Annotated in this window: 13 protein-coding genes and 1 tRNA gene; 10 read left to right on the plus strand and 4 right to left on the minus strand. The window is 66.4% G+C overall.

The annotated features are described in order from the left end of the window. The first annotated feature begins 42 nt into the window (after nucleotides 1–42). The 8 genes from DDE75_RS07165 (at nucleotide 43) to lpxB (ending at nucleotide 10126) form a co-directional block, all read left to right on the plus strand. Complete coding sequence (locus DDE75_RS07165; RefSeq protein WP_108501677.1) at nucleotides 43–1050, plus strand: AAA family ATPase; 1008 nt, start codon at nucleotides 43–45, stop codon at nucleotides 1048–1050. After that, entirely contained in the window at nucleotides 1047–1913 is an 867-nt protein-coding gene (locus tag DDE75_RS07170) for a DUF58 domain-containing protein (RefSeq protein WP_108501678.1), read from the plus strand. The genes DDE75_RS07165 and DDE75_RS07170 overlap by 4 nt, the downstream gene beginning before the upstream one ends. Beyond that, nucleotides 1913–4660, plus strand: coding sequence for a DUF4159 domain-containing protein (locus DDE75_RS07175; protein WP_108501679.1), 2748 nt, complete (start codon nucleotides 1913–1915; stop codon nucleotides 4658–4660). Before DDE75_RS07170 ends, DDE75_RS07175 begins: the two co-directional genes overlap by 1 nt. Beyond that, on the plus strand, nucleotides 4657–6741 hold the full coding sequence (locus DDE75_RS07180; RefSeq protein WP_108501680.1) for a hypothetical protein: 2085 nt from the start codon (nucleotides 4657–4659) through the stop codon (nucleotides 6739–6741). The genes DDE75_RS07175 and DDE75_RS07180 overlap by 4 nt, the downstream gene beginning before the upstream one ends. A 78-nt stretch (nucleotides 6742–6819) precedes the next feature. Continuing rightward, nucleotides 6820–7299, plus strand: a complete 480-nt coding sequence (fabZ, locus tag DDE75_RS07185) for a 3-hydroxyacyl-ACP dehydratase FabZ (RefSeq protein WP_108501681.1) — start codon at nucleotides 6820–6822, stop codon at nucleotides 7297–7299. Then, on the plus strand, nucleotides 7292–8086 hold the full coding sequence (lpxA, locus tag DDE75_RS07190; RefSeq protein WP_108501682.1) for an acyl-ACP--UDP-N-acetylglucosamine O-acyltransferase: 795 nt from the start codon (nucleotides 7292–7294) through the stop codon (nucleotides 8084–8086). The genes fabZ and lpxA overlap by 8 nt, the downstream gene beginning before the upstream one ends. After that, nucleotides 8087–8896 carry an LpxI family protein gene (locus DDE75_RS07195; RefSeq protein ID WP_108501683.1) on the plus strand — a complete coding sequence of 270 codons (810 nt, stop codon included), beginning with the start codon at nucleotides 8087–8089 and terminating at the stop codon, nucleotides 8894–8896. 75 nt (nucleotides 8897–8971) lie between these two features. Next, nucleotides 8972–10126 carry a lipid-A-disaccharide synthase gene (lpxB, locus tag DDE75_RS07200; RefSeq protein WP_108501684.1) on the plus strand — a complete coding sequence of 385 codons (1155 nt, stop codon included), beginning with the start codon at nucleotides 8972–8974 and terminating at the stop codon, nucleotides 10124–10126. Here the strand turns inward: lpxB and DDE75_RS07205 are convergent. Then, nucleotides 10110–10457 carry a RidA family protein gene (locus DDE75_RS07205; protein ID WP_108501685.1) on the minus strand — a complete coding sequence of 116 codons (348 nt, stop codon included), beginning with the start codon at nucleotides 10455–10457 and terminating at the stop codon, nucleotides 10110–10112. The genes lpxB and DDE75_RS07205 overlap by 17 nt on opposite strands. Nucleotides 10458–10459: 2 nt before the next feature. Continuing rightward, entirely contained in the window at nucleotides 10460–11215 is a 756-nt protein-coding gene (locus tag DDE75_RS07210) for a sulfite exporter TauE/SafE family protein (protein ID WP_108501686.1), read from the minus strand. Nucleotides 11216–11325: 110 nt separating this feature from the next. Here DDE75_RS07210 and DDE75_RS07215 point away from each other — a divergent pair, with 110 nt between their 5' ends. After that, entirely contained in the window at nucleotides 11326–11793 is a 468-nt protein-coding gene (locus DDE75_RS07215; RefSeq protein WP_108501687.1) for an MmcB family DNA repair protein, read from the plus strand. On the opposite strand, the gene DDE75_RS07220 is transcribed toward DDE75_RS07215, so the two are convergent. Next, on the minus strand, nucleotides 11774–11974 hold the full coding sequence (locus tag DDE75_RS07220) for a DUF6324 family protein (protein WP_108501688.1): 201 nt from the start codon (nucleotides 11972–11974) through the stop codon (nucleotides 11774–11776). The genes DDE75_RS07215 and DDE75_RS07220 overlap by 20 nt on opposite strands. A 101-nt stretch (nucleotides 11975–12075) precedes the next feature. Here DDE75_RS07220 and DDE75_RS07225 point away from each other — a divergent pair. Continuing rightward, nucleotides 12076–12152, plus strand: a tRNA-His gene (locus DDE75_RS07225). 14 nt (nucleotides 12153–12166) lie between these two features. Here the strand turns inward: DDE75_RS07225 and DDE75_RS07230 are convergent. Next, nucleotides 12167–14020, minus strand: a complete 1854-nt coding sequence (locus DDE75_RS07230) for an ABC transporter ATP-binding protein (protein ID WP_162798937.1) — start codon at nucleotides 14018–14020, stop codon at nucleotides 12167–12169.

Below are 14020 nucleotides of genomic sequence, written 5' to 3' on the forward strand. Positions count from 1 at the left end.
AACTGCATATGCTCCTGTCTAAAGCAGCAGAAGGGCAATGTCATGACGTCGGACGAAATTCTGGTGCAAGAGGTCCAGACCCTTGCCGCGCGCCTGTCCGAAGCACGGCAAAGCGTCGAGCAGCGTTTCGTCGGCCAGCATGAGGTGGTCGAACAGGTGCTGGCCGCAATCCTTGCGGGCGGGCACGCGCTGCTGGTCGGTCAGCCGGGCTTGGGCAAGACGATGCTGGTCGATACGCTGGCCACCGTCATGGGGCTGGACAGCCAGCGCATCCAGTTCACCCCCGACCTGATGCCCGCCGACATCCTGGGGTCCGAAGTGCTGGACGCGCTTCCCGACGGCAGCCGCGCCTTCCGCTTCATCGAAGGCCCGGTCTTCACCCAGCTTCTGATGGCGGATGAGATCAACCGCGCCAGCCCGCGCACCCAATCGGCCCTGCTGCAGGCCATGCAGGAACGCGAGGTGACGGTCAGCGGCCAGCACCGCCCCCTTGGCCGCCCCTTCCACGTCCTTGCCACCCAGAACCCGATCGAGCAGGAGGGCACCTATCCGCTGCCCGAGGCGCAGCTGGACCGCTTCCTGCTGCAGATCGACGTCGATTATCCCGACCGCGACACCGAACGCGACATCCTGCTGGCCACGACCGGCCTGCTGGAGGGTGCGCCCCATGCCGCCTTTGCCGCCGACGACCTGATCGCCGCGCAGCGCCTGATCCGCCAGATGCCCGTCGGCGATGCCGTGGTCGAGGCGATCCTGGACATCGTGCGCGCCTGCCGTCCCACCGCGCCCGAAGCTCCGGCCTTTGTCCGCGATGCGCTGATCTGGGGGCCGGGGCCGCGTGCGGCGCAGGCGCTGATGCTGGTGACGCGGGCCAGGGCGGTGCTGAACGGGCGCTTTGCCCCGACGCTGGATGATGTGGCGGCGATGGCCGCGCCCGTCCTGCGCCACCGGATGGCACTGTCCTTCGCGGCCCGCGCGCAGGGGCAGGGCGTCGATGCCGTGGTGTCGCGCCTGCTGGATGACCGGATCGGCGGCCGTCGCGCGGCATGATCACCGGCCCTTCCGACCTTCGGGCGCAGGCCGATACGGCCAGTGCGCATCTGCCCGCCCTGATGCTGGCGGCCGAGCGTCTGGCCGCCATGATCGCCCCCGGCGCCCACGGCCTGCGCCGTGCCGGTCCGGGCGAGGATTTCTGGCAGTATCGTCCCGCGGGGGTCGGCGACGGGGCGCGCAGCATCGACTGGCGACGCTCGGCCCGATCGGACGCGCAATTCGTGCGCGACCGCGAGGCGCAGACCGCCCAGACCGTCCAGATCTGGCTGTCGCCATCGCCCGACATGGATTTCACCGGCGGGTCCGACCGCCCGACCAAGGCGGAACGTGGACAGGTTCTGGCACTGGCCTTGGCAATGCTGCTTTTGCGCGGGGGTGAGAAGGTCGGCCTTCTGGGCCAATCGACAGGGACCGGACGCATTCAGGCCGACCGCCTGGCCGAGGCGTTGTGCATGCCGCGCGACACCGATTTTCCCGTCGCCGAACTGCGGCCCGACCGTCAGGTGATCGTCATCGCGGACTTTCTGGCCGACCCGCAGTGGATCGCCGACGCCCTGAACCGTGCTGCCGGATTGGGCACCCACGGATGCCTGCTTCAAATCCTTGATCCGGATGAGGAGAACTTCCCCTTCGAAGGTGCCGTCGAATTTCGCGCCCCGAATGCCGCGACGCGCCACCACAGTCGTGATGCCCAAGGCCTGCGCCAAGCCTATCTGACCCGCCTGGCAAAGCGGCGCGACTGGTTGCACAGCCAATCGGCCCAAGCCGGATGGCAGTTCACCCATCATGTCACTTCGGACGATCCGGCGCAGGTTCTGGGTCGGATCTGGGCGATGCTGGGACCGAAGGGGGCGCATTGATGCTGATCCTGGGTCCCTTGGGGTTCACAGCACCTTGGGTGCTGGGCGCATTGGTCGCCCTGCCGGTCCTTTGGGTGATCCTGCGGGCCATGCCACCCGCCCCCAAACGCATCGTTTTTCCCGGCGTTGCATTGCTTCAAGGGCTGACCGACAAAAGCCCCGTTGCCCGTCGCACGCCCTGGTGGCTGCTGCTGCTGCGTCTGCTGGCGGTGGCGGCACTGATCTTGGCCTTTGCCGGGCCGGTCTGGAAGCCCGCGCCGCGCGACGATGCCTCGGGGCCGTTGCTGATCGTGATGGACGCCGGATGGGCCGCAGCGCCTGATTGGGCGGCCAAGCAGGCGCGGGCTGAGGCCGCGCTGACGGATGCCGCCGCCGCGGGTCGTCCCGCCGCACTGATCATGGCCGATGCACGCCCGCCAGCCGGTGCCGTCGCTTTCCAGCCCGCCACCAGCCTGACCGCGAGCCTGCGCGCCGTACGTCCCAAGGCTTGGCCCTCGGGCCTGCCGGGTGATGTGGCAGAGGTTCTGGCCGAGGCGCCATCGGGGGCGCTGTCGACCTTGTGGTTGGCCGATGGAACCGACTATCCGGGGCGTGCAGATTGGCTGGCGCATCTGTCGGACTTGGGGCCGGTGACGGTTGTGCCGCCGATGCGGGCCTTGCATACCTTGTCGCTGCAAGAGGGCACCGTGCCCGCACTGACCCTGCGCGGAACCTCGGATGATGCGCCAACTGTGCAGGCGATCGGTCCGGACCCGCAGGGCATTCCCCGTCCGCTGGCCGATCTGACCGCCGATGCCCCGCAGACCAGCGGTGGCATCACGACGCGCAGCATCCCAATCGACCTGCCACCCGAACTGCGCAATCGCATCACCAGCTTCCGCATTCAGGGCAACGGCCATGCCGGGGCGGTCGTGCTGGCCGATGACCGTGTCAGACGCCACAAGGTCGCGCTTGTCGGCGACCCTTCGGACCAGTCCGAGGCGCAGCAGCTGCTGTCCCAACTGCATTACCTGCGGCAGGCGTTGGCCCCGACCTCGGACCTGGTCGAGGGCAGCCTGGGCGACGTTCTGGACGCCGCGCCCGACGTGGTGATCCTGGCCGATCAGGTGCAACTGGCCGAGATCGGCGAACTGGCCGAATGGGTCGATCAGGGCGGCCTGCTGATCCGCTTCGGCGGTCCGCGCATGGCGGGCTTCGACCGGCTGGATCAAGAACCACTGCTGCCGGTCGATCTGCGCCAAGGGGGGCGCGACATCGGCGGGGCGCTCAGCTGGGGTGAGCCGCGCGGCATCAAGCCATTCGACGCCGATGGCCCCTTTGCCGGGCTGGTCATCCCCGACGACGTGACGGTGCGGGCGCAGCTGATGGCCCAACCAGCCGCCGATCTGACCGCCAGAACCATCGCCGCGCTGAGCGACGACACGCCGCTGGTGACGCGCGACAGGCTGGGGCAGGGGCAGGTGGTGGTGGTGCATGTCACGGCGAATGCCGAATGGTCCTCGTTGCCGCTGTCCGAGCTGTTCGTCCAGATGATGCAGCGACTGGTGGCCACGGCGGGAACCAGCCCGCGCGACGAACCGGTCGATGACCGCCAGCAGCCCTTCTGGACGCCGGTGCAGGTCCTGGACGGCTTCGGCAATCTGACCGAGGCTGTCGATCTGGCGCCTGTGCCGGGTGCGGATATGCAGAAAGGCCCAGGATTTGGCCGTCCGGCGGGCATCTATGCGGCGGGCGAACGTCAGCAGGCGCTAAACGCAGGCGGACCCATCACCCTGGCCGATTGGCCGGGGGCGACCGTCATGCAGCCCGACGTGACGACGGGACGCGATCTGACGGGGGCGCTTCTGGCGCTGGCGGCGGCGCTGCTGGCGTTGGATGCCTTGGGCTCGGCTTGGCTGGGGCGGGGTGGTCGCGTGGCTGCGGTCTTGCTGGTGATGGCGCTGATGCCCAGACCCGCCGCCATGGCGCAGGACCTCGACCCCGATCTGATCCGCGCCGCCGATGAGGTCGCGCTGGCCTATGTCGTCACCGGCGACGACCGGATCGACACGGCCTCGGATCAGGGGCTGCGCGGGTTGTCGGCGGCCTTGCGGCAGCGCAGCTCGGTCGAGCCGGGAGCGCCGATCGGCATTGATCTGGACAGCGACGACCTGTCGTTGCTGACGTTCCTCTATTGGCCGGTGACCGCCGATCAGCCTGCGCCTTCGCCGCGTGCCTACATGCGGCTGAACGCCTTCATGCGGTCGGGCGGGGTGATCATGTTCGACACGCGTGACGGCGATGTGACAGGCGTCGGCGGCCCCGACATGACCGACACGCTGCAGGCGCTTGCGGCACCGTTGGACATTCCGCCCTTGGCCCCCATTCCCGAAGACCACGTGCTGACGCGGACTTTCTATCTGCTGGACGATTTCCCGGGCCGGTGGCGCGGCAATCCGGTCTGGGTCGAGGCTCCGCCCGTCGGTGCCGAGGCCGCCGAGGGCAGCCCCTTCCGTCAGCTGAACGACGGCGTCAGCCCCGTCATCATCGGCGGCAACAGTTGGGCCGAGGCCTGGGCCATCGACGACGACGGCTATCCGGTCTTCCCCATCGGCTCGGGGTGGAAGGGCGAGGAGCAGCGCGAGATGGCGCTGCGCTTTGGCGTCAACGTGATCACCTATGTCCTGACTGGGAACTACAAATCCGACCAAGTCCATGTGCCCGCCCTGCTTGACCGCCTGCGGACCGAGGAGGCCCTGTCCAGATGACCGCACTGCGCTTCGATCCCGCCCTGCCATGGTGGGCCATTGCCACGCTGACCGCGCTGGCCCTGCTGGTGGCGGGCTTTGCGCTGTGGCGCGGGCTGCGTGGATGGGCATGGCGGGGGCTTGCCTTGCTGGCGGCATCCATCACCCTTGCCGGACCCGCCTTCGAGATCGGCACCCGCGCAGGGCTGACCGACATCGTCATCCTGCTTGACGATCGTTCCGCCAGCCAGGATCTGCCGGGACGGCGCGCGCAGGTCGATCAGGCCGTCGACCAGCTGTCGGACGGCGTGCAGGCTTTGCCCGATACCGAATTGCGCCGTGTCACCGTGGGCGATGACGAAGACGGCACCCTTCTGGCCACCGCCATCACCCGCGCCGTGGCCGCCGAACCGGACGCGCGGCTGGCGGGCGTGATCGCTGTGACCGATGGCCGCCTGCATGATCCGCAGATGCTGCCCACGGGCCTGCCTGCGCCGTTGCACGTCCTGCTGACCGGACAGCCGCAGGATTGGGACAGGCGTCTGGTCATCGAACAGGCCCCCGCCTTCGGCTTGATCGATCAAGAGGTGACGATCCGCCTGCGGGTCGAGGATCAGGGCGCCGTTCCGCCCGGCCTTGGTCAAGGCAGCGCCACTCTGCGCCTGTCTTTGGACGGAGACGCCCAGCAGACCTTCGCCGTCCCCCTGAACACGACCCTCTCGCTGCCGGTGACGCTGACCCATGCCGGTCAGAACGTCGTCCAGATCACCCTTCCGGAAATCGAGGGCGAGCTGACCGACCGCAACAACTCGGCCGCGATCAGCATCAATGGCGTGCGCGACCGGCTGCGGGTTCTGCTGGTCTCGGGCGAGCCGCACGCCGGTGAAAGAACTTGGCGCAACCTGTTGAAATCAGACGTCTCTGTCGATCTAATCCATTTCACCATCCTGCGCCCGCCCAACAAGATGGACGGCGTGCCGATCAGCGAACTGGCCTTGATCGCCTTCCCGACGCGCGAATTGTTCCTTGAACGGATCGACGATTTCGACCTGATCATCTTCGACCGCTATCGCGTGCGGGGCATCCTGCCGCCCGAGTATTATCAGAACATCGCCCGTTATGTGCGCGACGGCGGTGCGGTGCTGGTCGCGGCAGGCCCCGAGATGGCCTCGGTCGAGAGTCTGAACCTGTCGCCCATGGGTCAGATCCTGCCCGCGCGCCCGACCGGCAACGTGATCGAGGAGGCTTTCCTGCCGCGCCTGACTGCAGAAGGCCGACGCCACCCCGTGACCGCCGATCTGCCCGGCGTGCAGGATGAAGGCGATCCCGAATGGGGGCGCTGGCTGCGGATGGCGCAGGTCGCGCCGAACCCCGACGCACAGGTCGTGATGACGGGGACGGGCGACAATCCGCTGCTGGTGATGAACCGCGTCGGCAAGGGGCGGGTGGCGCTGATGACCTCGGATCAGGCGTGGCTCTGGGGGCGCGGCTTCGAAGGCGGCGGACCGCAGCTGGAGCTGCTGCGCCGCATCGCACATTGGTCGATGAAGGAACCCGAGCTGGAGGAGGAGAGCCTGCTAGCCGAGGTCTCGGGCGGTCTGAGCGTCCGCATCACCCGCCGCACGATGGAGGATCGGGTCGGTCCATTGGTCATCATCCAGCCCGACGGCACGACGCAGGCGCTGGCCCTGGACCCCGACGGACCGGGACGCTTCACCGCCGATTGGACTGCGCCCGAGCCGGGCCTCTATCGCCTGCAGAACGGCAACGAAAGCCGGGTTCTGGCGCTTGGACCCGCGGCACCGCGCGAATTCGAACAGACGGTCGCCGATGCGGCCCTGCTGGAACCGCTGGTCGACGCGTCGGCGGGCGCGGTGCTGAACCTCTCGGACGGCGTGCCATCGGTCCGACACGCACGCGCCGGACGGGCGACCGGGCAGGGCGTCGGCGGACCGTGGATCGGCATCACCCCGCGCGATGCGGCGACGGTGACCGGATTGCAGCGCCGCCCCGTCATTCCCGGCTGGCTGTGGTTGGCGATCATCGCGGGCTTGGCATTGACCGGCTGGCTGGTCGAAGGCCGGCGGGGTCGCGGCGCATGACCGCCACCCGCAACCCTGCGTGCTTGCCAAGCCCGCATCCGGTTGGTAACCCGTTGAAAACCGCCTGAAGGAACGAAAATGGCCGACGACGCGCGCAATCCCGCCCCCTATACCGAGGCAGACCTGTCGCTGATCAAGCGGATCATCCCGCACCGTTACCCTTTCCTGTTCATCGACAAGGTGCGCGACATCGTGCCCTTCGAAAGCGCCGTCGGCATCAAGAACGTCACCAGCAACGAACCGCATTTTCAGGGGCATTTCCCCGAACAGCCGGTCATGCCCGGCGTCACCATCATCGAGGCGATGGCCCAGACCGCCGCCATCGTCGTCGGTATCAGCATCAACGTCGTGGACGAGGAGATGCTGACCTATTTCATGGGCATCGACAAATGCAAGTTCCGCCGCATGGTCGTGCCGGGCGACGTGGTCGAGCTGCACGTCAAGGCGATCCGCGGTGGCGGCAAGATCTGGAAGTTCGAGGGCAAGGCCATGGTCGACGGCCAGCTCTGCGCCTCGGCCGAGTTCACCGCCATGATGGCGCGGAAGACCGATGCCTGAGACCCTGATCCACCCTTCGGCCGTGGTCGAACCCGGCGCCCAGATCGCCGAGGGCGTGTCCATCGGGCCGTTCTGCGTCGTGGGCGCCAAGGTCAAGCTGGCGGCCGGGGTGGTTCTGAAGTCCCATGTCGTGGTCGCCGGTGACACCAGCATCGGCCCCGACACGGTCGTTTTCCCATTCGCCTGCATCGGCGAGGTGCCTCAGGACCTCAAATTCCGGGGTGAGGATGTCAGCCTGAAGATCGGTGCGCGCAACCGTATCCGCGAATATGTCACGATGAACCCCGGGACCGAGGGCGGCGGCGGCGTCACCATCGTCGGCGACGACGGTCTGTTCATGTCAGGGGCGCATGTCGCACATGACTGCCATATCGGCGATCGGGTGATCCTTGTGAACAATGCCTCGGTCGCAGGGCATTGCCATCTGGAGGACGATGTGATCGTCGGCGGGCTGTCGGGGGTGCATCAATGGGTGCGCATCGGACGTGGCGCGATGATCGGCGCGGTGACCATGGTGACCGCCGATGTCATCCCTTATGGCCTGGTTCAGGGACCGCGCGGCCATCTGGACGGGCTGAACCTAGTTGGCCTGAAACGCCGCGGGGCCAGCCGCAGCGACATCGTGGCGCTGCGCGAATTGCTGGCGGCCCTGGGGCAGGGATCCTTCCGCGATACCGCCCGCGCGCGCGCCGAAACCGATGTTCACGGGATGGAGCGTGATGTGCTGGACTTCATCCTCGGCCCCTCGGACCGCAGCTTTCTGACGCCGCGCAACAAGGCAGAGTAAATGACACGCATTGCAGTGATCGCAGGCAAGGGGCACCTCGCCCCCGCAGTGGCGCGCGCCTTGGACAACCCCGCAGTCTATGCGCTGGAGGGGTTCGCGCCCGAAGGATTGGACCACACGACCTTCCGGTTGGAGCGTCTGCTGCCCTTCATCGACAACCTGTTGGATCAGGGGATCACCCGCGTGGTCTTTGCCGGGGCGATCCGACGCCCCAGGCTTGATCCCGAAGCCTTCGATCCCCGCACCGCGCAGATGGTCCCGCGGATCCTGATGGCCATGCAGTCAGGCGATGATGCAGCCCTGCGAACTGTCCTCGACATCTTCGAGGAAAACGACCTTGCCATATGTTCCGTATCGGAAATCTGCCCTGATCTGGTTCCCGCCGAAGGTCTTCTGACCGGTCAGCCTTCCGATGCTGACAAGCGCGACGTTCACCGTGCCGCGCAGATCCTGTCCGCGACCGGTGCATTGGATCTGGGTCAGGGCGCGGTCGTGGCGCAGGGGCTTTGCCTCGCGCTTGAAACCTTGCCGGGAACCGAGGCGATGCTGGAATTCGCCGCACTCCACGGTGACATGCGACCCAACCCCAAGGGCGCGAAGGGTGTCCTCTACAAGGCGCCGAAGCCCGATCAGGATCGGCGGATCGACCTGCCAACCATCGGTCCCGATACCGTCGATCAGGCCGCGAAGGCCGATCTGACCGGCATCGCATGGGAAGCGGGCGGCGCGATCCTGCTGGACCGGCCCGAGACCCTGCGCCGGGCAGAGGCAGCCGGGATGTTCCTTTGGGCAGTGGGCCCCCAAGGCTGACGCCTGCTCAGGAAGCACTGGCATCCGGGCCGATTGGCCAATACCTATGTTCCGACAGCAGCAAGGTGAAGCGGCATGAAGTATTTCCTGATCGCAGGCGAACCCTCGGGCGACCAGCTGGGCGCGGCCTTGATGGCGGGTCTGAAGGATCTTGATCCGGGCGCGAAATTCGTCGGCATCGGCGGCGCCGGCATGCAGGTTCACGGGTTGCACAGCCTGTTTCCCATGGATGAGCTGAGCTTGATGGGCATCTGGGAAGTCCTTCCCAAGTACCGTCACCTGAAACGCCGGATCGCCGAAACCGCCGAGGCGGTTCTGCAGTCGGGCGCCGACGTGCTTGTTACCATCGACAGTCCCGACTTCTGTCTGCGGGTCGCCAAGATTGTCCGTGCGGCGCGACCGCAGCTGCGCACCGTTCACTATGTCGCGCCCTCGGTCTGGGCATGGCGATCGGGGCGGGCGGTGAAGATGGCCAAGGTCATAGACCACGTGCTGGCGATCCTGCCGTTCGAGCCGCCGTTGATGCAGGCGGCGGGGATGACCTGCGATTTCGTCGGCCATCCGGTGGCGACATCCGATGTGGCGGGGCCGGATCAGGCGATGCTGTTCCGAAACGCGCATGGCATCGACGCCGATGCGCCCATCGTCTTGTGTCTGCCCGGATCACGGCGATCCGAGGTCGCGCGCCTCGGGCCTCGCTTCGATGAGGCGTTGATGCGCCTTCGCGACCGCGTCCCCGAGATCCGCGTCGTTCTGCCAACCGTCCCCGGCGTGGCGGGCATGGTCCGCGACATGACACGCCGCTGGCCGACGGCCCCCATCGTCATCGAGGAGGCGGATGAGAAGCGCGCCGCTTTCGCAGCCGCCGATCTGGCGTTGGCTGCATCGGGGACCGTCAGCCTCGAACTGGCGGCGAACCGCATTCCGATGGTGATCGGCTATGACATGGCGCCGATCAGCCGCTGGATTTTGGGGGCATTGCTGCGGACCGATACTGTGACGCTGGTCAATCTGGTCAGCGACACCCGCGCGGTGCCCGAATATCTGGGCGGTCAGTGCCAGCCCGGTCCCATCGCCCTGGCCCTTCAGGCCGCTCTCGAGGACCCCGCCTCGCGCAGTGCCCAATTGCATGCGATGGATCTGACCATGGACCGCCTAGGTAAAGGGGGTGAGGCGCCGGGCCATCGCGCGGCGCGCTCGGTCATTCAGGCGATCACAGGACCGCGGTGACGATGATCTCGACCTTCAGTTCGGGCGATGCCAGCGCCGATTCGCCCGTGGCGCGGGCAGGGGCGTGGCCCTCGGGAACCCATGCGTCCCACACGGCATTCATCTCGGCGAAATCGGCCATGTCGGCCACCCAGATCTGCGTCGAAACGATCTTGGTCTTGTCGGTGCCTGCCTTCGCAAGCAGATCCTCGACCTTCGCAAGGCACTCGCGGGTCTGATCGGCCACCGAGCTGCCGGGTTCGCCGACCTGACCGGCCAGGAAGACGAAGCCGTTGGCGATGACCGCGCGGCTCATGCGGGTTCCGGTTTCAATGCGGGTGATGTCGCTCATGTTCATGCTCCTTGAATGAGACGCCAGAAAAAGATTGCGGTGGTTCCGAAGCCGATGCAGGCGATCAGCGCCCGCAGTGCCGGCATGGGAATCCGCCTTGCGATGGACGGACCGGCCAGGCCACCCAGCACGGTGCCGGTGGCCATCAGCGCGCCGGGTCCCCATGCGATCGATCCGCCGACGGCAAAGATCAGGCAGGCGATCAACGACAAGGCGACGCTGAGCCAGCTTTTCAGCCCGTTCATCTGGTGGATGTCGCGCATGCCCCACATGGCGAACAGCGCCAGAAGGATGATCCCCAGCCCGCCGTTGAAATAGCCGCCATAGATCGCAACCGGCAGCAGCGTGCCCAACCCGAAGGGTGTGACCACGCGCGCATATCGCGCCGCCAGTGCCCTGATCGGCTCGGCCCAGATGAAGACGACGGTGGCGATCAACAGCAGGAAGGGCACCAGTGCCGAGAACGCCTGGTTTGAACTGACCAGCAGCAGACCCGCTCCGACCATCCCGCCAGCCATGGTCCAGAACGTCAGATGAACCATCCGCACGCCCTGCATTACGGCCAGATCGCGGCGGAAGCCATAGGTCGCCGCCAGATAGCCGGGAAAGGATGCGACGGTCGCGGTGGCATTCGCCATGACCGGCGGCACACCGACCAGAACCAGAGCCGGGAAGGTGATAAAGGTGCCGCCACCCGCCACCGCGTTCAGCATGCCGCCGACCAGCCCGGCAAGAAACAGCAGGGCGATATCGAACATGCAGACCTTTCAAGAGGCATCGGGTTTCGCGTTTGGCGGGACGCTATACGCAGCGTCAGCCAGCGGCAAGGCGGCTTGAGGTGGTTGCCGATTTGTTCTAGTTTTTCCCGATGAGCAATCTTGATCCGACCTGCCTTCCCGCCATGCCGGGGCAGCGCCTGGCGCGCGGCACGGGGCGCATGCTGCGAACGCTGGACCATGCCGTCCTGACCGAATTCGTGCCATCGCGCGGGCTGCGCGTCGATCTGATCAGCCTTGGCCCCAAGGGCGAATTATGGATCGTTGAATGCAAGAGCAGCCGCGCCGATTTCCAGTCCGACCGCAAGTGGCAGGGGTATCTGGAATGGTGCGACCGCTATTTCTGGGCCGTCGACGAGAATTTTCCCGTCGATCTGCTGCCCGAGGATACGGGCCTGATCATGGCCGATGCCTATGGTGCGGAAATCGCGCGCATGGCACCCGAAACCCGGCTGGCTCCGGCACGCCGCACCAAGGTGCAACGCGACTTTGCCCGGACCGCGGCCCTGCGGTTGCAGGGTCTTTGCGATCCCGACGGCTTCAGCGCCGGGGCTTTTTAGAATCGCTGCGCACGGCCTCGGCTGCGGCCAGCAGTTCCTCGGCGATCTCGGTCGCCTCTTCGGCATCGAAGTCCATCGGCAGGTCGATGCCGTCGCCCTGGACGTAGATGCGGACCATTCCCTGATCGGTCGGGCCGATCTGCAGATTGGCCGTGACGTCGCTTTCGCTGTTGATACCCATGGTCTGTCCTTTCAGCTGAGAAACTTTCTGTAACGCGGACGCAATTTCACGGCAAGCGAGGGTTGCAACCCCCGCGCACTGGGGCTATTGAACCGCCCAGTGCCGCCTTAGCTCAGTTGGTTAGAGCGCTAGATTGTGGATCTAGAGGTCGCCCGTTCGAGACGGGCAGGCGGTACCATCACCCCCCTTTTGTCAGCGATACCCCTGCGCCTGCAGCTCGAACAGCTCGCGATAGCGGCCGTTCTGGGCCAGCAGTTCCTCGTGGTTGCCCTGCGCATCGACGCGGCCCTTTTCCAGCACGATGATCCGGTCGGCCATCCGCACGCTGGAGAAGCGATGCGAGATCAGCAGCGCCGTGCGTCCATGCGTCAGTTCCTTGAACCGCTCGAAGATCTCGTATTCGGCCCGGGCGTCCAGTGCGGCGGTGGGTTCATCCAGGATCAGCAGTTGTGCATCACGCATATAGGCGCGGGCGATGGCCAGCTTCTGCCACTCGCCGCCCGACAGGTCCAAGCCCTTGCTGAACCGATTGCCGACCATCTGGTCATAGCCCTTGGGCAGCTTGGCGATGACCTGATCGGCCAGCGACCGTTCGGCGGCAGAGATGATTCGCGGACGGTCGTCCCGCGCCTCGATTCGACCTATGGCGATGTTTTCCGAAGCCGTGACGGCATAGCGGACAAAGTCTTGGAAGATCACGCCAACCGCGCCGCGCAATTCGTCCAGATCATAGTCCCGCAGGTCGCGCCCATCCAGCAGGATGCGCCCTTCGTCGGGGTCATAGAGCCGCGCCAGCAGCTTGACGATGGTGGTCTTGCCTGCGCCGTTTTCACCGACCAGCGCCACGGTTTCCCCGGAATGCAGATCAAAACTCATCCCGCGGATGGCCCAATCGTCACGACCGGGATAGCGGAAGCCAACGTTCTCGAAGCGGAAGCCCTGCGTGATTGGGGTCGGGATCGGCAGGGCGTCGGGGCGCGAGGCGATGGCGGGGGTCGAGGTGAAGAACTCGAACAGATCGTCCAGATACATCGCCTGTCCGGCCATGCTTGAAAAGCTGCTCAGCAGACCCTCCAGCAGCCCGCGCAGGCGAAGGAAGCTGCCCGAGAGAAAGGTCAGATCGCCAAGCGTCAGATCGCCGGTCAGAGCGTTGGCGATGATCCAGAGGAAGGCGCCGTAATAGGCCAGGGTCCCCATCGCCGTCAGCCCCGCCATCACCGTCAGCTGACGTCGCTGGATGGCGCGGTTTTCGACGTAGAAGCGCCGCGCCAGCGTCAGGTAGCGGTCGCGGAGGAAGGGCGAGAGGCCAAAGATCTTGACCTCTTTCGCGGTCTCGGCGCTGGCCCCGATCATGCGCAGGTAATCGCGTTCGCGCCGGTCGGGCGCGCGGCGGTGGTTCAACGCATAGGTCTGGGCGTTGAAGTGCATCTCTCCGAACAGCGAAGGGATCAGCGCCACGGCCAGCAGCAGGACCAGCCACGGGTTGTAGACCAGCAGGCCGACCGCAAAGCTGCCCACGGTGACCAGATCCTGCAGCTGCTGCATGACCTGGTTGACCAGCGGAATGCGCCCCATCGTCTGGCGGCGTGCGCGGTCCAGCCGGTCCTGAAAGGCGGGGTCCTCGAAGCTGGCAAGGTCTAGGTCGCCCGCGTGGTCCATCAGCCGGATCGAGATGTCGATCACCAGCTTTTCCTGCAGCATGCTGTCGGTATAGCTGACCAGACGCCCCAGGATGTCCTGAGTCAGTGCCAGCGCCAGTTCCGCCACCACCAGCGCGATCAGCCCCGTAGCAAGCCCGCTGTCCCACCATCCCGACAGGGTCTCGGGGTGGCCGGGCAGGGACGACAGCCGCACGACCTGGTCGATGATCAGCTTGCCGACCCACAGCATCGCCACGGGCATGACCGCCCGCAGCAGGCGCAGGACGATCATCGACAGGGTCAGCGCGGGGCTGGCCTGCCACACCATCCGCAGGAAGGGCGGGATGTTCTTCAGCGCCGCCCAACGCGCTGCAAATGTGGTTGCAGTCGGGTCGGACGGCGGCAT

Origin of the sequence: Paracoccus indicus (assembly GCF_003056335.1) — a bacterium.
In the GTDB taxonomy this organism is placed as follows: domain Bacteria; phylum Pseudomonadota; class Alphaproteobacteria; order Rhodobacterales; family Rhodobacteraceae; genus Paracoccus; species Paracoccus indicus.